General features: G+C 60.6%; 17 protein-coding genes and 2 tRNA genes. 5 read left to right on the forward strand and 14 right to left on the reverse strand.

Going from position 1 to position 18,514, the window contains the following annotated elements; genetic code table 11:
• Window positions 1-18 precede the first annotated feature (18 nt).
• Window positions 19-810, reverse strand: a complete 792-nt coding sequence (gene pdeH / locus EKL15_RS24170) for a cyclic-guanylate-specific phosphodiesterase (RefSeq protein ID WP_060425390.1) — start codon at window positions 808-810, stop codon at window positions 19-21.
• A gap of 238 nt (window positions 811-1,048) precedes the next feature.
• On the opposite strand from pdeH, the gene EKL15_RS24175 reads away from it, so the two are divergent.
• Window positions 1,049-1,981: a sugar kinase gene (locus EKL15_RS24175; RefSeq protein WP_203090519.1), complete on the forward strand. Its 933-nt coding sequence runs from the start codon at window positions 1,049-1,051 to the stop codon at window positions 1,979-1,981.
• Between the two features lie 243 nt (window positions 1,982-2,224).
• Window positions 2,225-2,926, forward strand: a complete 702-nt coding sequence (locus EKL15_RS24180) for a LuxR family transcriptional regulator (RefSeq protein ID WP_070914469.1) — start codon at window positions 2,225-2,227, stop codon at window positions 2,924-2,926.
• Window positions 2,927-2,974: 48 nt separating this feature from the next.
• On the opposite strand, the gene ilvC is transcribed toward EKL15_RS24180, so the two are convergent.
• A complete protein-coding gene (gene ilvC / locus EKL15_RS24185) occupies window positions 2,975-4,450 on the reverse strand; it encodes a ketol-acid reductoisomerase (protein WP_038874693.1) in 1,476 nt (491 codons plus the stop codon).
• A 168-nt stretch (window positions 4,451-4,618) separates the two neighbouring features.
• On the opposite strand from ilvC, the gene ilvY reads away from it, so the two are divergent.
• Entirely contained in the window at window positions 4,619-5,509 is an 891-nt protein-coding gene (ilvY, locus tag EKL15_RS24190) for an HTH-type transcriptional activator IlvY (protein ID WP_100396802.1), read from the forward strand.
• 8 nt (window positions 5,510-5,517) lie between these two features.
• Here ilvY and EKL15_RS24195 read toward each other — a convergent pair whose 3' ends face one another.
• From EKL15_RS24195 to EKL15_RS24235, 9 genes are all read right to left on the reverse strand, one after another.
• Window positions 5,518-6,222, reverse strand: coding sequence for a DUF2461 domain-containing protein (locus tag EKL15_RS24195; RefSeq protein WP_100396796.1), 705 nt, complete (start codon window positions 6,220-6,222; stop codon window positions 5,518-5,520).
• A gap of 21 nt (window positions 6,223-6,243) precedes the next feature.
• Entirely contained in the window at window positions 6,244-6,777 is a 534-nt protein-coding gene (locus tag EKL15_RS24200; protein ID WP_100396797.1) for a hypothetical protein, read from the reverse strand.
• A 53-nt stretch (window positions 6,778-6,830) separates the two neighbouring features.
• On the reverse strand, window positions 6,831-8,375 hold the full coding sequence (ilvA, locus tag EKL15_RS24205; RefSeq protein WP_033654502.1) for a threonine ammonia-lyase, biosynthetic: 1,545 nt from the start codon (window positions 8,373-8,375) through the stop codon (window positions 6,831-6,833).
• 5 nt (window positions 8,376-8,380) lie between these two features.
• Window positions 8,381-10,231, reverse strand: a complete 1,851-nt coding sequence (gene ilvD, locus EKL15_RS24210; RefSeq protein ID WP_033649965.1) for a dihydroxy-acid dehydratase — start codon at window positions 10,229-10,231, stop codon at window positions 8,381-8,383.
• A 76-nt stretch (window positions 10,232-10,307) separates the two neighbouring features.
• On the reverse strand, window positions 10,308-11,234 hold the full coding sequence (locus tag EKL15_RS24215) for a branched-chain amino acid transaminase (RefSeq protein WP_033636413.1): 927 nt from the start codon (window positions 11,232-11,234) through the stop codon (window positions 10,308-10,310).
• 23 nt (window positions 11,235-11,257) lie between these two features.
• On the reverse strand, window positions 11,258-11,515 hold the full coding sequence (gene ilvM / locus EKL15_RS24220; RefSeq protein ID WP_038874702.1) for an acetolactate synthase 2 small subunit: 258 nt from the start codon (window positions 11,513-11,515) through the stop codon (window positions 11,258-11,260).
• A complete protein-coding gene (gene ilvG, locus EKL15_RS24225; protein WP_100396798.1) occupies window positions 11,512-13,158 on the reverse strand; it encodes an acetolactate synthase 2 catalytic subunit in 1,647 nt (548 codons plus the stop codon). The genes ilvM and ilvG overlap by 4 nt, the downstream gene beginning before the upstream one ends.
• Before the next feature lie 142 nt (window positions 13,159-13,300).
• A complete protein-coding gene (gene ilvL, locus EKL15_RS24230) occupies window positions 13,301-13,399 on the reverse strand; it encodes an ilv operon leader peptide (RefSeq protein ID WP_100396803.1) in 99 nt (32 codons plus the stop codon).
• 133 nt (window positions 13,400-13,532) lie between these two features.
• On the reverse strand, window positions 13,533-14,765 hold the full coding sequence (locus EKL15_RS24235) for an MFS transporter (protein WP_084827060.1): 1,233 nt from the start codon (window positions 14,763-14,765) through the stop codon (window positions 13,533-13,535).
• Window positions 14,766-15,107: 342 nt separating this feature from the next.
• Here EKL15_RS24235 and EKL15_RS24240 point away from each other — a divergent pair, with 342 nt between their 5' ends.
• A complete protein-coding gene (locus EKL15_RS24240) occupies window positions 15,108-16,631 on the forward strand; it encodes a YifB family Mg chelatase-like AAA ATPase (protein WP_060438302.1) in 1,524 nt (507 codons plus the stop codon).
• A gap of 28 nt (window positions 16,632-16,659) precedes the next feature.
• Here the strand turns inward: EKL15_RS24240 and EKL15_RS24245 are convergent, their stop codons facing one another.
• Window positions 16,660-16,998 (reverse strand): DUF413 domain-containing protein, encoded by a 339-nt coding sequence (locus EKL15_RS24245; protein WP_048232148.1) that lies wholly within the window; start codon window positions 16,996-16,998, stop codon window positions 16,660-16,662.
• Between the two features lie 119 nt (window positions 16,999-17,117).
• Between EKL15_RS24245 and hdfR the strand changes: the two genes are divergently transcribed.
• Window positions 17,118-17,945, forward strand: coding sequence for an HTH-type transcriptional regulator HdfR (gene hdfR / locus EKL15_RS24250; protein WP_060425370.1), 828 nt, complete (start codon window positions 17,118-17,120; stop codon window positions 17,943-17,945).
• A 261-nt stretch (window positions 17,946-18,206) separates the two neighbouring features.
• Here hdfR and EKL15_RS24255 read toward each other — a convergent pair.
• Both EKL15_RS24255 and EKL15_RS24260 read right to left on the reverse strand, forming a co-directional pair.
• Window positions 18,207-18,282 (reverse strand) — tRNA-Trp (locus tag EKL15_RS24255).
• A gap of 51 nt (window positions 18,283-18,333) precedes the next feature.
• A tRNA-Asp gene (locus EKL15_RS24260) sits at window positions 18,334-18,410 on the reverse strand.
• Window positions 18,411-18,514 lie beyond the last annotated feature (104 nt).

Consider the following 18,514-nt stretch of genomic DNA (forward strand, 5'->3'; position numbering starts at 1 on the left):
CTGAGGATAGGCTGGAGTTCACGCCGGCGCGCCGGGCGCGGCGAACAGCGTCGGTACGCTGTGCAGAGTTTCAAAGCACGCCGGGCGGGAAAGATAGTAGCCCTGCGCGGCCAACGCGCCGGAACGCTGCACCAGCCGCCACTCCTGCTCGGTTTCCACGCCTTCGACGATCACCCCGTCGCTGTGCTGGTTCATCATCGTGATCAGGGTGCCGAGCAGCTGTACGCCCTCTTCCGACTGTTTGAGCAAGGTGAACAACTCGCGCGCCACCTTGATGTATTGATAGCGCCAGGCGCCGACGGCGGAGAAGTTGGCCAGCCCGCTGCCGAAATCGTCCAGCCACAGCCGTTCGCCGCCGACGATCTGCTGCAACGGGTGGTTTGACGCCGTTTCGGCGTGCTCCACCAGCTCGAAGCGCAGATAGGGCATCTCGGCGATCTGGCGTTGCAGCTCGCTATGACGTTGCAACGCTTGCAGCGCGATGCCGTCGATATTGACCGACACCATCACCGCGTGGCGAATGAACAATGCCTGCCAGCGCTGCAACAACGCCAGCTGTTCCTGGATCACCCGCAAACGCTGGGCGACGCCGAGCGAGGCGAAATACTGTTCGGGAGATTGCCGTTTGTCCGGCTCATTCGGGTGATATACCGCCGTCAGCAGTTCCACCGCCAGCAGCGCGCCGCTGGTGCGATAAATCGGCTGGAAGGTATACAAGCGCCGGCATTGCCGCCAGTAGCGCCGCGATTTGGCGCAGGCATAGAGGGCAAAACAGGGCGCCAGCAGACCCGAGATCAGGTTGGTTATCATCGGTACTATCGCCGTGGCGGGGAAGTGAGAGCGCTGCCGCTGTTTCTTTACCCAGCTTATCGGCCGCACCGCGTAAAACTTTAAGCATGAATTGCCGCGCGCTTTCCTCTTCGCCCTGTTGGCATGGGCCGATCGCGATCATAAAAAATTAAAACACTGTTTTAATTTATTGACTCCCTCACCGCCTTGCGTGGAGACTGATGGCTGTTGCTTCTTCTTTAGCCAGGGCTTATTGACGATGACTATCCGAAATCTCGCCGTGATCGGCGAATGCATGATCGAGCTGTCGCAGCAGGGCGCGCAGCTGACGCGCGGCTTTGGCGGCGATACCCTCAACACCGCCGTCTACCTCGCCCGCCAAATGCCGGAACAGGCGCTGCAGGTGCATTACGTCACCGCGCTCGGCACCGACAGCTTCAGCGGCGAGATGCTGCAGGCCTGGCGGCAGGAGAAGATCGAGACCGGGCTGATTCAGCAGTTGGAAAACAAACTGCCGGGCCTGTACGTGATCGAAACCGACGCCGCCGGCGAACGCACCTTCTACTACTGGCGCAACGACGCCGCCGCCCGGTATTGGCTTGCGGGCCCCCAGGCCGAGGTACTGTGCGCCCAGCTGGCGAAGTTCGATTATCTGTATCTCAGCGGCATTAGCCTTGCGATCCTCGCGCCTGCCGACCGCACGAAGCTGCTGGCGCTGCTGCACCGCTGCCGCGCCAACGGCGGCCAGGTTATCTTCGACAACAACTACCGCCCGCGCCTGTGGCAAAGCCGTGAAGAAACACAGCTGGCCTACCGCGAGGTGCTGGCCTGCACCGACATTGCCTTCCTGACGCTGGATGACGAAGCGTTGCTGTGGGGCACGCAGCCGGTTGAACAGGTGGTGGCACGCACGCAGGCGCTCGGCGTCGGCGAGATCGTTATCAAACGCGGCGCGGATGCCTGTCTGGTGTTCAGCGTGGGGGGAGAGCGACTTGAGGTACCGGCGATCGCGCTGCCGCCGGAGCGCGTAGTGGATACCACCGCGGCGGGCGACGCTTTCAGCGCCGGTTATCTGGCGGAACGCCTGAACGGCGGCAGCGCCCAGCAGGCGGCGCAGCGCGGCCACCGGCTTGCCGCGACGGTGATCCAACATCGCGGCGCCATCATTCCCGCAACGGCAATGCCCGCATAGCCAATAAGGCGGCGGCGAGGTTACCCCGCCGCCCGCGCAATAGTTCCCAGAAACATTGATCAGAGGATGATTGAAAGAATTTCCCTGGCGTTGGCTTATTTCCGCCCAGAGCTGCTAAGCTCGGGTCTTGGCATTGCCGCCTTTTTGAATTTATTAGCCGAGTATAAATTTCAATCCGCCGCACTGACTAGCTGGACTTTGGTGCAGGTCGGGCTGAGCCGCCGAACGACAGGGAGGTTACCGATGGCCGTCGCATTCGCCAACGCCGTCGCCGCAAGACTGCATCTTGACGGCCGACTGCACGCCTTCAGCCAATTCAAATACGCTTATTTGACCTTCAACAAGCACCGTCCCGATCGCCATCTGCTGGTCTCGAGCTACCCGCAAGAATGGCTGGACATATACAGCGCCAATCGCTATCAGCGCATCGATCCCGTCGTGCGCGCCGCCCATAGTCGCTGCGCGCCCTTCATGTGGCACGACACCCCCGTCACCACCGAGGATCGGCATTACCGGAAGATCTTCAGCCAGGCGCGGGAATACGACATCGTGCACGGCTGCAGCTTTGTTTTGCACGATCACGACAACAACCTGGCGATCTTGTCGATCAGCGCCAAGGCAGCCGATGACGCCGATCTGCGGCAGCTGATGGAAGACGAGAGGGCCAGCCTGCAGATGGTATTGGTCGATACCCACCAGCACGCTCTGGCCTTGGCCAGCGCCGAGGCGAGCCGGACAGACCGGCTCTCGCCGCGCGAAGGGGAAATCCTCTACTGGGCCAGCCAGGGCAAAACCTACCATGAGATCGCGCTGATCCTGGGGATCAAAACCGGCACGGTGAAGTTTCACATCGGCAATGCGGTGCGTAAGCTGGGGGTCGCCAACGCCAAACACGCGATCCGGCGCTGCCTTGAACGGCAGTTGCTCGCGCCGCCGGAGGCATAAAAAAAGCCGGCATCACAGCCGGCTTTGTGTTCTTTACCTTGCGGAAAATCAGCCCGCAACGGCGATACGTTTCATGTCGGTCATGTAGCCACGCAGTTTGCGACCGACGGTTTCGATTGGGTGACTGCGCACCGCTTCGTTCACGTCGCGCAGCTGCGCGTTGTCCACCGCCGTACCCGCCGCGGCTTTGCCCAAATCGCCCGCCTGCAGGGTGGTCATGAAGTCCTTCAGCAGCGGCACCGCCGCGTTGGCGAACAGGTAGTTGCCGTACTCTGCGGTATCGGAGATAACCACGTTCATTTCATACAGACGTTTGCGCGCAATGGTGTTGGCGATCAGCGGCAGCTCGTGCAGCGACTCATAGTAAGCCGACTCTTCGATGATGCCGGCATCGACCATGGTTTCGAACGCCAGCTCAACGCCCGCTTTCACCATCGCCACCATCAGCACGCCGTGATCGAAGTACTCTTGCTCGCTGATTTTGCCTTCAAACTGCGGCGCATTCTCGAACGCGGTTTTGCCGGTCTCTTCGCGCCAGGTCAGCAATTTCACGTCGTCTTCCGCCCAGTCGGCCATCATGCCGCTGGAGAACGCGCCGGAGATGATGTCATCCATGTGCTTCTGGAACAGCGGCGCCATGATGGTTTTCAGCTGTTCGGACAGCGCATAGGCACGCAGCTTGGCCGGGTTGGACAGGCGATCCATCATCAGCGTGATGCCGCCCTGCTTCAGCGCTTCGGTGATGGTTTCCCAGCCGAACTGAATCAGTTTCTCGGCGTAAGCCGGATCGGTGCCCTCAGCAACCAGCTTGTCGAAGCACAGCAGCGAACCCGCCTGCAGCATGCCGCACAGAATGGTCTGCTCGCCCATCAGGTCGGATTTCACTTCGGCGACGAAGGAGGACTCCAGCACGCCGGCGCGGTGGCCGCCGGTCGCCGCCGCCCAGGCCTTGGCGATCGCCATGCCTTCGCCTTTCGGATCGTTTTCCGGGTGAACCGCAATCAGAGTCGGCACGCCGAAGCCGCGCTTGTACTCTTCACGCACTTCGGTGCCCGGGCATTTCGGCGCGACCATCACCACGGTGATGTCTTTACGCACCTGCTCACCCACTTCAACGATGTTGAAGCCGTGGGAGTAACCCAGCGCCGCGCCGTCTTTCATCAGCGGCTGCACCGCGCGCACCACGGAAGAGTGCTGCTTGTCCGGCGTCAGGTTGACCACCAGATCCGCCTGCGGGATCAGGTCTTCGTAGGTGCCGACCTTAAAGCCGTTTTCGGTCGCCTTGCGCCAGGAAGCGCGCTTCTCGTCGATCGCTTCTTTGCGCAGGGCATAGGCGACGTCCAGGCCGGAGTCGCGCATGTTCAGCCCCTGGTTCAGACCCTGGGCGCCACAGCCGACAATCACCACTTTTTTACCTTTCAGGTAGCCGGCTTCGTCAGCAAATTCGTCGCGCGCCATAAAGCGGCATTTACCCAATTGCGCCAACTGCTGACGCAGGTTCAATGTGTTGAAATAGTTAGCCATGGTGGTACTCCGGTTTGATGTTGTCTTGCATTGTTATTTTCATTCCCCGCCCTGTCTGTGCGGAGATTCGTTAAACTCAATGTATAACAGGAAATGCGTTGCTTAAATTGATATATTGAGAACGTGACATTGCAATTTATGCAACACTCTCACTGCGAGCGTATCGATATGGATTTACGTGATTTAAAGCTGTTCCTGCATTTGGCCGAAAGCCATCACTTCGGGCGCACCGCCAAGGCGATGCACGTCAGCCCATCGACGCTCTCCCGCCAGATCCAGCGGCTGGAAGAGATCCTCGGGCAGCCGCTGTTCCTGCGCGACAACCGCACCGTGCAGCTGACCGACGCCGGCGAACAGCTGAAAGAATTCGCCCAGCAAACGCTGCTGCAGTATCAGCAGCTGAAGCACTCGCTCGGCCAGCACGGCCCTTCGCTGAGCGGCGAACTGCGGCTGTTCTGCTCGGTGACCGCGGCGTACAGCCACCTGCCGCCGATCCTCGATCGCTTCCGCGCGCAGCACCCGCTGGTCGAGATTAAGCTGACCACCGGCGACGCCGCCGACGCGGTCGACAAAGTGCAATCCAACGAGGCCGACCTCGGCATCGCCGGCCGGCCGGAAACGCTGCCCGCCAGCGTGGCGTTCACCAAAATCGGCGAAATTCCGCTGGTGCTGATCGCACCGGCGCTGCCCTGTGCGGTGCGCAGCCAGGCATTCGCCGACAGGCCCGACTGGGCCGAGATCCCGTTCATCCTGCCGGAGCACGGCCCGTCGCGAAAACGCATCGAACTGTGGTTCCGCCGCCACCGCATCAGCAATCCGCTGATTTACGCCACCGTCGGCGGCCACGAAGCCATCGTGTCGATGGTCGCGTTGGGCTGCGGCATCGCGCTGATCCCGAGCGTGGTGGTGGACAACAGCCCGGAGCCGGTACGCAACCGCATCTCGCAGCTGGATAACATCTCGATGGTCGAACCGTTCGAGCTGGGGGTCTGCGTCCAGAAAAAGCGCCTCGGCGATCCGCTGATCGACGCCTTTTGGCGCTTGCTGCATCCCCGCTGACGCGAGGTTTACAGATCCGCCGGATCGATCTGCTTCATCGTCTCTACCTGCATCAACCAGTGGTAGAGCGGCTCAAGCTGCAAAAATGCCCCGGTCAGCAGCGGCACCAGATCGGCGCTGAACAGCTTTTCCACTTCGCTGTCGGTCACCATCACCGCAAACGACTTGCGGTTGTACCAGGTGGCGATCTCCGCCGCCTGCTCCTTCACCAGCGGGCGCTTGTAGCTCTCACCCACCAGCTCGAACGGCCGCCGGCAGCAGCAGGCGGCCACCTCAAGGAAAGGCTGCGGCCGCTGCCTCAGCGTATGGCGGAACAGATCCATAGTCGGCTTGTTGGCGCTGTAGTAGCCGAGCCCATAGCGCAGCATGTCCGGCCCCAGTTCGAAAAAGTAGACCGGCGCGTCTTTCCAGTCTTTGCTCGGACGCTTGAACGTCAGCCACATGCGGCTGCGGTAGCGCGATTTGTCATGAGAAAAGCGCGTGTCGCGATGAATGCGCGACAGCGTTTTGCCGATCGCCGGGCGAGTCTCGAACTGCGGGTCGATCGCCAGCATGCCGGGAGCCAGCTGCTCCACCAGCGCGCGAAACGGCGCCAACAGCTCGCGATCGTAGATATCGCGGTTGCCGTCGAACCACGCCTTATCGTTCTCGATCCGCACCTGCTGCAGGAAATTCAGACCCTGCTGGCTAAAGCCGGAGAAAGGTTGCGCCATAAGTTTTTCCGTTCTGACGGTTTATCGGGTGTTGCGCAGATCTTCCCTCTGCCAACGGCGTTTGATAAACACGCGCCGACGCGTGCGAAAGTAAGCGACATAGAGAGAGAACGCCGCCCGGTTGCTGAATAGTGCACCGCCAACCACGCCCCACAGCAGCATGGCGACGGTGGCGATGCCGGTCATCCCCGACGCCCACGCCGCCACGGCGCCAAGGCAAAACAGGCCGAGCATGCCAAGGTAATATTGCAACAATACCACCCCGCTGTTTTTACCCTGCACCAGTTGGAACAGGATCAATGTCATCCACACCGCCACGATCGCGCCGCTGCCCATGAGAACGGCGGCGGAAGTCTTGCCGCTCCAGGCGGCCGCCACGTCCGTGGCCAGGCCCATCACGCCCGCCAGCCCCAACGTCAGGCATACCATCAGCAACATGACATTGCCGACGCCCGGCGGCGACAGCCGCTGGCCCGGCGTCAGGAAATGCTGCTCGAGCTGTGCATCCACGCCGGCGAACAGTGCGCGATCGCGCGCCGCGATTTGGCGTTCCATCTCCCGGCCCTGCGTCAATAAGCGGGCCAGCCGGCCGGGTAAACGCACCGGGCTCACCCCTGCAAAAAGAAGCGGAACGCCGGGTTGTCGGTTTCGTCGTGGCAATCGTAGCCCAGCGCCTGCAGGTGCCGCTCGAATTCCGGCTCGGTTTGCGCCAGTTCGAAGGCCGCCAGCACCCGGCCGAAGTCGGTGCCGTGGCTGCGATAGTGGAACAGCGAAATGTTCCAGTGCGTGCCCAGCGTCTGCAGGAATTTCAGCAGCGCGCCCGGCGACTCCGGAAACTCAAAGCTGTACAGCCGTTCGCGCAGCGGCTTCGACGGACGCCCACCCACCATGTAGCGCACGTGCAGTTTGGCCATCTCGTCGTCCGACAGATCCACCACCTGATAACCGTCGGCATTGAGCTCGTCGATGATTTCCCGCCGTTCGGCGTGCCCGCGCGTCAGACGCACGCCGACGAAAATGCAGGCGTTGTCGGCATCGGCGTAGCGATAGTTGAATTCGGTCACCGAGCGGCCGCCCAGCAGTTGGCAGAACTTGAGGAAGCTGCCCTGCTGTTCCGGAATGGTCACCGCCAACAGCGCTTCACGCTGTTCGCCCAGTTCGCAACGCTCGGAAACGTAGCGCAGCCCGTGGAAGTTGAGGTTGGCGCCGGATAACACGTGCGCCAGACGCTCGCCCTGAATGTTGTGCTGCTGGACGTACTTTTTCAGCCCCGCCAGCGCCAGCGCGCCGGAAGGTTCGGCAATGGCACGCACGTCCTCGAACAGATCTTTGACCGCCGCACAGATGGCGTCGCTGTCCACAGTGATTACGTCGTCCAGATACTCACGGCACAGGCGGAAAGTTTCGTCGCCGATACGCTTCACCGCCACGCCTTCGGCGAACAGCCCGACGCGCGCCAGATCCACCGGATGGCCGGCATCCAGCGCCGCGCGCAGACAGGCGGAGTCTTCCGCTTCGACGCCGATCACTTTGATCTGCGGCATCAGCTGCTTGATCAGCACCGCCACCCCGGCGGCCAGGCCGCCGCCGCCGACCGGCACGAAGACCCGATCCAGATGCGCGTCTTGCTGCAGCAGCTCCATCGCCAGCGTGCCCTGCCCGGCGATCACCGTCGGATGATCGAACGGCGGCACGAAGGTCATGCCCTGCTGCTGGGAAAGCTCGATCGCCTTCGCTTTGGCCTCGTCGAAATTGGCGCCGTGCAGCAGCACTTCACCGCCGAAACCGCGCACCGCATCCACCTTGATGTCCGCAGTGGACACCGGCATCACGATCAGCGTTTTGATGCCCAGCCGTTTACCGGAGAAGGCGACGCCCTGCGCGTGGTTGCCGGCCGAAGCCGTCACGACGCCGCGCGCCTTCTGCTCTTCGTCCAGCCCGGCGATCATCGCATAGGCCCCGCGCAGCTTGAAGCTGTGCACCGGCTGGCGATCTTCGCGCTTCACCAAAATGGTGTTGCCGAGGCGCGAAGAAATTTTGCTCATGGCCTGCAACGGGGTGACCTGCGCCACCTCGTAGACCGGCGAGCGCAGTACCGCTCGCAGATATTCCGCGCCGCAGGGGGCGCTGGGTAGGGGTTGAGAGACCGCCATGCTGCTTATCCCCCCAGTTTGCTCTTGTCGCGTACCGCGCCTTTGTCGGCGCTGGTGGCCAACGAGGCGTAGGCGCGCAGCGCGAAGGATACCTGACGCTCACGGTTTTTCGGCGTCCAGGCCGCGTCGCCGCGCGCCAGTTCCGCTTCATGCCGCGCCGCCAGCTCCTGCTCGCTGACGTCCAGCTGGATGCCGCGATGAGGAATGTCGATCGCGATCATGTCGCCGTCCTGCACCAGGGCGATCAGGCCGCCGTTGGCCGCCTCCGGCGAGGCGTGGCCGATGGACAGCCCCGAGGTGCCGCCGGAGAAACGCCCGTCGGTAATCAGCGCGCACGCCTTGCCCAGCCCCATCGATTTCAGATACGTGGTTGGGTAAAGCATTTCCTGCATGCCCGGCCCGCCTTTCGGCCCTTCGTAACGGATAACGACCACGTCGCCCGCCACCACTTTGCCGCCGAGGATCGCTTCTACCGCATCATCCTGGCTTTCATACACTTTGGCCGGGCCGCGGAAGGTGAGGATTTCCTTGTCTACGCCGGCGGTTTTGACGATGCAGCCATTTTCCGCCAGGTTACCGTACAGCACCGCCAACCCGCCGTCCTGACTGTAGGCGTGTTCACGGGTGCGGATGCAGCCTTCCTTGCGGTCGGTGTCCAGCGAATCCCAGCGGCAGTCCTGCGAGAATGCCTGCGTGGTGCGGATACCGGCCGGCCCGGCGGAGTACATTTTCTTGACGCTTTCGTCGCGGGTCAGCATTACGTCGTAGGCTTCCAGCGTCTGCGGCAGGGTCAGCCCCAGCACGTTGTTCACCTCGCGGTTCAGCAAGCCGGCGCGATCCAGCTCGCCGAGGATGCCGATTACGCCGCCGGCGCGGTGCACGTCTTCCATATGGTATTTCTGCGTGCTCGGCGCCACCTTGCACAGGTGCGGCACTTTGCGCGACAGGCGATCGATGTCTTCCATGGTGAAGTCCACCTCGCCTTCCTGCGCCGAAGCCAGCAGGTGCAGTACGGTGTTGGTCGAGCCACCCATGGCGATGTCCAGCGTCATGGCGTTCTCAAACGCCGCCTTGTTGGCGATATTGCGCGGCAGCGCGCTCTCGTCGTCCTGCTCGTAATAGCGTTTGGTCAGCTCGACGATGCGCTTGCCGGCGTTGAGGAACAGCGCTTTGCGATCGGCGTGAGTGGCCAGCAGCGAGCCATTGCCCGGCTGCGACAGGCCCAGCGCTTCGGTCAGGCAGTTCATCGAGTTGGCGGTAAACATGCCGGAGCAGGAGCCGCAGGTCGGGCAGGCGGAACGCTCGATCTGCTCGCTGTCGGCGTCGCTGACGTTCGGGTTCGCGCCCTGGATCATCGCATCCACCAGATCCAGCTTGATGATCTGATTGGAGAGTTTGGTCTTGCCGGCTTCCATCGGGCCGCCGGAGACGAAGATCACCGGGATATTCAGGCGCAACGCCGCCATCAGCATGCCCGGGGTGATCTTGTCGCAGTTGGAGATGCACACCATCGCGTCGGCGCAGTGGGCATTCACCATGTATTCGACCGAGTCGGCGATCAGCTCGCGCGACGGCAGGGAATAGAGCATGCCGCCGTGGCCCATGGCGATGCCGTCATCCACCGCGATGGTGTTGAACTCTTTGGCCACGCCGCCAGAAGCTTCGATCTGCTCGGCGACCAGTTTGCCCAGATCGCGCAGATGCACGTGGCCCGGCACGAATTGGGTAAAGGAGTTGACCACGGCGATGATCGGCTTGCCGAAATCGGCGTCGGTCATCCCGGTCGCGCGCCACAATGCGCGGGCACCCGCCATATTGCGGCCGTGGGTGGTGGTGGCGGAACGGTACTTAGGCATGCTCTTGTCACTCCAAATGTATTTATGACAGGCGGCGAACGAACCGCCTGGATATTCTTATCTGTCTGTCTTGTCGTTACGGATTTACCGGATCCAGCCAGCCGTATTTGTCTTCTGTCTTGCCGCTGAACAGGCCGAAGAACGCCTGTTGGATCTGTTTGGTCACCGGGCCGCATTTGCCGATGCCGACCTGAATGCCGTCCACGCTACGTACCGGCGTGATTTCCGCCGCGGTGCCGGACATGAACACTTCGTCGGCCAGGTACAGCGATTCGCGCGACAGCACCTGCTCACGCACTTCGAAGCCCATGTCTTTCGCCAGCTTGATGATCGCGTCGCGGGTGATACCCGGCAGCGCCGAAGAGGTGAACGGCGGGGTGTAAATCACGCCGTCTTTCACTTCAAACAGGTTCTCGCCCGCCCCTTCGGAAATGTAGCCGTGCACGTCGAGCGCGATGCCTTCCTGATAGCCGTGGCGACGCGCTTCGCTGCCCACCAGCAGGGAGGAAAGATAGTTACCGCCGGCCTTGGCCGCAGTGGGGATCGTGTTTGGTGCGACGCGGTGCCAGGAGGAGACCATCGCATCGATGCCTTGATCCAGCGCTTCTTCACCCAGATAAGCGCCCCAAGGAAACGCCGCGATAATCACGTCCGTTTTGTAACCGGCCGGCGGGTTGACGCCCATGCCGACATCGCCGACGAACACCAGCGGGCGGATGTACGCGCTGACCAGGTTGTTCTTGCGCAGCGTGGCACGGCAGGCTTCCATCAGCTCGTCGACGCTTTGCGAAACCGGCATGCGGTAGATTTTCGCCGAGTCGTGCAGGCGCTGCATATGTTCGCGATGACGGAACACCACCGGCCCCAAGTGCGAGTCGTAGCAGCGCACGCCTTCAAATACCGACGTGCCGTAATGCAGCGCGTGCGACATCACGTGCACTTTGGCCTCGGCCCAGGGAACCATCTCACCATTGAACCAAATGTAATCGGCTTTCTTTGTCATTGTTATTTATCCTTCTCGGCGCCTCAGGCGCGTATTTGTTGTGATGTTGGCTGCTGGATCTCGACGCAGGAGACGTCCAGCAGTTTGCTTAACTGAGATGACAACAGGGCGACCGGACGCGGGCTGGCAACGGTCAATTCGATATTGATGCTGTCGGCGTTGGCCGGAGAAACCATATTCATAGCACAAACCTGAAAGCCGCGATGACGCACGACCCGCAATACGCGCTCTAACATTTCGGGGCGAAAACGCGCCTGGATCGAGAGTTGATGCTGCATCATGATATTTCCTCCAACATGGTTTCGTTGCCGGCGCCCGGCGGCACCAGCGGCCAGACGTTTTCGAGTTCGTCGATAGAGACCTGCAGCAGATAAGGGCCTTCGGTGCTGAACAGCGCCTCGAGCGCGCCTTCCACCTGATCCTTGCGGCTGATGCGCTGGCCGGGAATGCCGAAGGCGGCGGCCAGCATCAGGAAGTCGGGGTTATCGGACAGGTTGGTTTCGCTGTAGCGGCCGTCGAAGAACAGCTGCTGCCATTGACGCACCATTCCGAGGCGCTGGTTGTCCAGCAGCACGATCTTGAGCGGCAGCTGTTTGCGCTTGATGGTACCCAGCTCCTGCACGTTCATCATGAAGGAGCCATCGCCCGAGACGCAGATCACCGTATCTTGCGGACGCGCGACTTGAGCCCCCACCGCCGCCGGCACGCCGAACCCCATGGTGCCGAGGCCGCTGGAGGTGATGAAATTCTCCGGGCGTTCGAACGTCATGTGCTGCGCGCTCCACATCTGGTGCTGGCCCACGTCGGTGGTCACTACGCTGTTGGCCGGCTTGCGGGCGGACAGCTGGCGCAAGAACAATGGCGCGTAGATCGGCTGGCCGGGGTGATCGTAGCGACAGACGTGCTCGGCTTTCAGCGCCGTCACCTGCTGCTGCCAGGCGGCGATATTCAGCGGGTGCTGCAACGCCGGCAGCAACGCTTTCAGATCGCCCTGCAGGGCCACATGTGCCTGGCGCAGCTTGCTCATCTCCGCCGGATCGATATCCATGTGGATCACTTTGGCGTGCGGTGCGAAGGCGTTCAGTTTGCCGGTCACGCGGTCATCGAAACGCGCGCCGACGGCAATCAGCAAATCGCACGCCTGCACCGCCAGGTTGGCAGCCTTGGTGCCGTGCATGCCCAACATGCCGAGGTACAGCGGATCTTGCGCATCCGGCGCGCCCAGCCCCTTCAGGGTGGCGACGTTCGGCATGCGGGTCACGGCGATAAATTCACGCAGCGCCGGCACCGCCTGTGCCATACCCACGCCGCCGCCGACGTACAGCATCGGTTTGTGCGCCTGCGCCAGCAGCTCGGCCGCTTCTGCCAACGCTGCCGCCGGGAACGCCGGCGCCTCGTCGACCGGCATCAGATGCGGGTGCAAGTCGCCCTGCGCCAGCTGGATGTCTTTCGGGATATCGATCAGCACCGGGCCAGGGCGGCCGCCTGCGGCGATGGCGAACGCTTCCGCCATGATGCCCGGCAAGGCGTCCAGCGATTCCACCAGGAAGCTGTGCTTGGTGCAGGCCAGAGACAGGCCGAGAACATCGATCTCCTGAAAGGCATCGGTGCCGATCAGCGCGGAACCCACCTGACCGGTGATGGCGACAACGGGAACGGAATCGAGCAGCGCATCAGCCAGGCCAGTGATCAGGTTGGTGGCGCCAGGGCCGGAAGTGGCGATGCAAACGCCGACTTTGCCAGTGGCGCGGGCGTAGCCGATGGCGGCCATCGCGGCGCCCTGTTCATGGCGACACAGCAGGTGTTCCACACCGCCGTCGTACAGCGCATCGTACACCGGCATGATTGCCCCGCCCGGATAGCCGAATACGGTATCCACCCCCTGCGCACGCAACGCTTGAACTACCCACTGAGCGCCATTCATAGTTATTTCCCCGCCTTACTTCGACAACTGCAGGATTTTGTTCTGTTTCTCATGCTCTGCCCCTTGCTCCACTTTTCTCTTGCCAATAAAAAACCCCCGGACCTGACGGTGCGGGGGTTCTCTTGCGATTCCGGCTTGTTTGCTAAGCCTTTCTTCGTCCAAGTGCAGCCCCGCACGGTGGGATAATAATCACCACCACGCTAATCACGACTAGGCTAACCACTTGGGCAAAGGCTTTCATAATGGGTTTGTTCACTGTGCTCATTCAGAACTAATGCTTACAGAGGTACCATAGTCGCGCGCGGCATGACAACACTTTTTTTGCGTTATTATTCGGCGCAATCTGGTCATACCTCACGCAAATCGCCCCTCTTTCACACGTTGGCGCGCATGTCCGGATTTTTCACCGCGTCGGTGATCGCCTTGCCGCGCGTATCCTTGCCAAAGAACACCAACAGGGCGATCGCCACCGCCACCGTACCGGCGACGATCGCCATCGCCAGACCGTAATTATGCCCATGATGCTCGGCGATAGTGGCTTGCAGCGTGGCGTTGACCGAGGCTATCAGATTGCCCAGCTGGTACACGAACCCCGGCAGCACCGCGCGGGTGTTGGCCGGCACCAGTTCGGTCAGGTAGGTCGGTATCACGCCCCAGGCACCCTGCACCATGAACTGCATCAGGAAAGCGCCGATCCCGAGCATCAGTGAACCGCTGGAAAACGCCCACAGCGGGATCACCGGCAACGCCAGCAGCGCGGCGATGATGATCGCTTTCTTACGGCCGATCTTTTCCGATAACGAACCGAAGAATACGCCGCCGATAATGGACGCGATATTGTAGCTTATGGCAATGATACTGACGGTTTTAGGGTCGAAACCGTGCTGAACTTTCAAAAATACCGGATACAGATCTTGCGTGCCGTGGGAGAAGAAATTGAACGCCGCCATCAGCAGCACCAGATAGCAGCACAGCTTCCAGTGGCTCTTCAGCACCGGTAGCAAGGCGGTGCTTTCTTTGCGTTCGCGCGCCGCCAGCCACACCGGCGACTCCTGCACGCAATAATAAATAAACGGCAGCAGCAGGATCGGCGCTGCGCCGATAACGAACATGCCGCGCCAGCCGACCGTTTCGAACAGCAGGCCGTACACCACCGCCGCCAGCAGATAACCGAACGGATAGCCGGCTTGGAAAATACCCGACATCAGGCCGCGTGAGCGGTCCGGTATGGTTTCCATCGCCAATGACGACGCCACGCCCCAGATGCCGCCCATCGCAACCCCGTACAGCACCCGCAGCAGCAAAAAGACCGTCAGCGAGGGCGCGGCGGCGGAGAGCAGCTCAAATACCGAGAAGAAGACGATATTCAACATCAGGATCGGCTTGCGGCCATATTTTTCCGCCGCGCGCCCGAAGATCAGCGCGCCGATAGGCCGCACCGCCAGCGTGAGCAGAATCGCCAACGTGACCTGTTCCAGGCCGACGTGAAAGGATTGCGCGATATCGCTGAGTAAGAATACCAGCACGAAAAAATCGAAAGCATCGAGCGTCCAGCTTGAAAAGCTGGCGATTGCCGCGTTGCGTTGCAGCGGGGTCCAACCAAACATAGTGTTATCCCTACCGTAGAGTACGAAGTCAGGAGGCTTAGCGGCTGCCGGGCAGAATGCGGCGGCGGTCGGAGTTTGTTAAAGAAGTGATTTTTCTTTTAATCAATTGTTAAATATACCCATCAAGCCTATGGTTGCAATGCGTCTGGGCCGCTAATGTGTTGCAGCCTTCGGCGATATTGTTAATGGGTATTGCCGCAGCCTGCGAGGCGGATCGCACAATCTCATTCAATGAGATAAAAATCGGTGATTAGGCTGCGAAAACCATCGAAAAAACACCAATAATGCCGCGCGCCACCAGGATGAATCGCGCATCATGTCGCCATCAGCAAGGAGAGCGATATGTCACTGGCGGTAATCTATAGCCGCGCCATCATCGGCGTTCAGGCCCCTTCCGTAACGGTGGAGGTGCATATCAGCAATGGCCTGCCCGGCCTGACGCTGGTCGGTCTGCCGGAAACCACGGTGAAAGAGGCGCGCGATCGGGTGCGCAGTGCCCTGATCAACAACGGTTTCACCTTTCCCGCCCGGCGCATCACCGTCAATTTGGCGCCCGCCGATCTGCCGAAAGAAGGCGGACGTTACGATCTGCCGATAGCGCTGGCGATCCTCGCCGCCTCCGAGCAATTGCCCCTCGCACCGTTGGCGCGCTACGAGTTTCTTGGCGAGCTCGCACTGTCCGGCGCACTGCGCGCGGTCAGGGGCGCGATCCCGGCGGCGCTGGCGGCGGCTGACGCCGGGCGGCAACTGATCCTCTCGACGGACAACGCCGCCGAAGTCGGCCTGATTGCGCAGTCGCACTCCCATACCGCCCGGCACCTGTTGGAAGTCTGTGCCTTTCTGCTCGGCCAGGGCGAGCTGCCGGTGGCGGCCACGCCTCCCGCTGTGGACATCGCCTGCGACAACGCCGATCTGCGCGACATCATCGGCCAGGAACAGGCCAAGCGGGCTCTGGAGATCGCCGCCGCCGGCGGGCATAACCTGCTGCTGATTGGGCCGCCGGGCACCGGTAAAACCATGTTGGCCAGCCGCCTCACGGGCTTGCTGCCGCCGCTCACGGAGCATGAGGCGCTGGAAAGCCTGGCGGTCGCCAGCTTGCAGCACCATATCCCCGCAGCCCTGCCATGGCGCCAGAGGCCGTTTCGCGCACCGCATCACAGTGCATCGATGGCGGCGTTGGTCGGCGGCGGCTCACTGCCGCGCCCGGGCGAGATCTCTATGGCGCATAACGGCGTGCTGTTTCTGGATGAGCTACCGGAATTCGAGCGTAAGGTGCTGGATGCGCTGCGTGAGCCGCTGGAGTCCGGCGAGATCGTAATTTCACGCGCCAACGCCAAGGTCTGTTTCCCCGCCAGAGTGCAGTTGATTGCGGCAATGAACCCCAGCCCGACCGGGCATTATCAGGGGTTGCACAATCGCGCCTCGCCGCAGCAGGTATTGCGCTATCTGGCCCGGCTGTCAGGGCCTTTTCTCGACCGTTTCGATCTGTCTATCGAAGTGCCGCTGTTACCGCCGGGTACGCTCAGTCAGCGGAAAACGCATGGAGAAAGCAGTGAGAAAGTGCGGGAAAGGGTTCAACAGGCGCGCGCCCGGCAGCTCGAACGCGCCGGGAAAGTCAACGCGCTGTTGAGCAACCGCGAAGTGGAACGTGATTGCATTCTGCAGGCGGCAGACGCCGAGTTTTTGGAGGCAACATTAAACGCGCTGGGGTTATCGGTCCGCGCCTGGCAGCGCATTTTGAAAGTGGCGCGCACGCTGGCGGATTTGGCGGGGGATGCGGAGCTCAACAGGAGCCACCTCTGCGAAGCGCTGGGCTATCGCAGTATGGACCGTCTGCTGTTACAGCTGCATCGTAGTCTGGAATAGAAAATGGGGCCCGCAGGCCCCATCGTCTTTAGTCGTCGCTGTCGCTGTAATCTTCTACTGCGTCAGCCTGCGGTTTACCGCCGGACAGAGTATGGAATTTCTTCGGGCGACGTGTGCGCGCCAGATATTTAGCCCATACTTTTTCCTGCTCGGTAGCCGCTTCGCGCTCACCGCGGCACACTGCGACGAACAGCTGTTCTTCTTCAGTGACCGGCTGACGTTTGCCCGAGTCCAGCTCGTTAAACGCGTAGCCGAAGCGCTCTAGCAATTGCGCCTCTTTAATGGTGAAATCGCCGTGACGGGAGAACCCGCGAGGGTAATGTTTATTATCAAAAAAACGATTGGTCGTGGTGAAGCTATCCGCCATCTGACACGCTCCTAATTCTCTTATGGCCGTGCTGTTTATGGCGCGGAGTATTAGATAGGCTTGACAGCGTGTAAAACAAAACATTTAAATCTTAACGACAAATTTTTTTGGAGATAGGTGTGGATACCGAATTACTGAAAACCTTTTTGGAGGTCAGTAGAACGCGTCACTTTGGCAGAGCCGCAGAATCTTTGTACTTAACGCAGTCCGCGGTCAGTTTCCGCATCCGTCAGTTAGAAAACCAGCTGGGCGCAAATTTATTTACCCGTCATCGCAATAATATCCGCCTGACACCTGCCGGTGAGCGGCTTCTGCCCTATGCCGAGAGCCTGATGAACACCTGGCAGCTGGCGAAGAAGGAGGTCGTGCGTTCGCTGCAACACACCGAGTTGTCGATCGGCGCGACCGCTTCGCTGTGGGAAGCCTATCTGACCCCCTGGTTGCAGGCGCTCTATCAACAACGCGAGGCGCTACAGCTCGAAGCCAGGGTGGCATTAAGGCACTCTTTGGTAAAACAACTGCATGAAAGGCAGCTCGATTTACTGATCACCACTGAACCGCCGAAGATGGATGAATTGGCCAGCCAGCAGCTGAGCAATTTCTCATTACGCCTGTTCTCATCCGCGCATCGTGATAAACAAGCCCCAATGCCCTACATCAAGCTGGAATGGGGAGCCGACTTTCACCAACAGGAAAGCCGCATGCTGGAAGGCGATAACGTGCCGGTGCTCACCACTACCTCCGCTCACCTGACGCGTCAGCTGCTGGAAACCACGGGCGGATGCGCTTTCCTGCCCAGCCAGTGGGAACAAGAGTACCCACAGCTGGTGGCCTCCGCTGAGATCCCACCGATTATCCGCCCACTGTATGCCGTCTGGTTGCAAAACAGCGATCAACAGCCTTTGATTCGGCAATTACTTAAAATACCTTTAAATACCGCAGCCTAAAGCGTTATGGCGGCCTTAAACGCCGTCATCGTGGTCATGACTGTCTATCAAGCAAAAACGCGCTCATCGCCTTCTGAGAGGAGATAATGCAAAACAGCAAGGGAATCAGGAGGTCACGGGGGTAAAGATCGGAAGAAAGATGGAGCAACCAGGATCGGGCAAACATCGGCACCTAACGTCCATGTGCTCTGTTCCAAAGCGGTAAGGAAGAAAAATGATAGGCAAAAAAAAACCCTTTGCTTTCGCAAAGGGTTCTTAATATGGCAGGGGCGGAGAGACTCGAACTCGCGACACCCGGTTTTGGAGACCGGTGCTCTACCAACTGAGCTACGCCCCTAAATCTCGCTTAACATTATGCCTGCTAATAAAGCAGGCATAATTAAATAAGTGGCGGAACGGACGGGGCTCGAACCCGCGACCCCCTGCGTGACAGGCAGGTATTCTAACCAACTGAACTACCGCTCCACCGATTCTTTTACGTTGCATCTCTCGATGCCGGCAAAATCGCGCTCTGCGATTTGCGCATTACCAGTCGTCACACTGATAACGTTTATTTGATGCCTGGCAGT

The organism is Serratia sp. 4542, assembly GCF_016805595.1.
GTDB classification, from domain to species: domain Bacteria; phylum Pseudomonadota; class Gammaproteobacteria; order Enterobacterales; family Enterobacteriaceae; genus Serratia; species Serratia nevei.

Excerpts from the sequence above, each read along its gene's own strand:
- ilvL (WP_100396803.1), bottom strand. The coding sequence starts at position 13,399 with ATGAAAGCCTTTGCCCAAGTGGTTAGCCTAGTCGTGATTAGCGTGGTG.
- ilvA (WP_033654502.1), bottom strand. The coding sequence starts at position 8,375 with ATGGCGGTCTCTCAACCCCTACCCAGCGCCCCCTGCGGCGCGGAATAT.
- ilvC (WP_038874693.1), bottom strand. The coding sequence starts at position 4,450 with ATGGCTAACTATTTCAACACATTGAACCTGCGTCAGCAGTTGGCGCAA.
- EKL15_RS24175 (WP_203090519.1), top strand. The coding sequence starts at position 1,049 with ATGACTATCCGAAATCTCGCCGTGATCGGCGAATGCATGATCGAGCTG.
- EKL15_RS24195 (WP_100396796.1), bottom strand. The coding sequence starts at position 6,222 with ATGGCGCAACCTTTCTCCGGCTTTAGCCAGCAGGGTCTGAATTTCCTG.
- EKL15_RS24215 (WP_033636413.1), bottom strand. The coding sequence starts at position 11,234 with ATGACAAAGAAAGCCGATTACATTTGGTTCAATGGTGAGATGGTTCCC.
- pdeH (WP_060425390.1), bottom strand. The coding sequence starts at position 810 with ATGATAACCAACCTGATCTCGGGTCTGCTGGCGCCCTGTTTTGCCCTC.
- EKL15_RS24245 (WP_048232148.1), bottom strand. The coding sequence starts at position 16,998 with ATGGCGGATAGCTTCACCACGACCAATCGTTTTTTTGATAATAAACAT.
- ilvM (WP_038874702.1), bottom strand. The coding sequence starts at position 11,515 with ATGATGCAGCATCAACTCTCGATCCAGGCGCGTTTTCGCCCCGAAATG.
- ilvG (WP_100396798.1), bottom strand. The coding sequence starts at position 13,158 with ATGAATGGCGCTCAGTGGGTAGTTCAAGCGTTGCGTGCGCAGGGGGTG.
- ilvD (WP_033649965.1), bottom strand. The coding sequence starts at position 10,231 with ATGCCTAAGTACCGTTCCGCCACCACCACCCACGGCCGCAATATGGCG.
- EKL15_RS24180 (WP_070914469.1), top strand. The coding sequence starts at position 2,225 with ATGGCCGTCGCATTCGCCAACGCCGTCGCCGCAAGACTGCATCTTGAC.
- EKL15_RS24200 (WP_100396797.1), bottom strand. The coding sequence starts at position 6,777 with ATGGAACGCCAAATCGCGGCGCGCGATCGCGCACTGTTCGCCGGCGTG.
- ilvY (WP_100396802.1), top strand. The coding sequence starts at position 4,619 with ATGGATTTACGTGATTTAAAGCTGTTCCTGCATTTGGCCGAAAGCCAT.
- EKL15_RS24240 (WP_060438302.1), top strand. The coding sequence starts at position 15,108 with ATGTCACTGGCGGTAATCTATAGCCGCGCCATCATCGGCGTTCAGGCC.
- EKL15_RS24235 (WP_084827060.1), bottom strand. The coding sequence starts at position 14,765 with ATGTTTGGTTGGACCCCGCTGCAACGCAACGCGGCAATCGCCAGCTTT.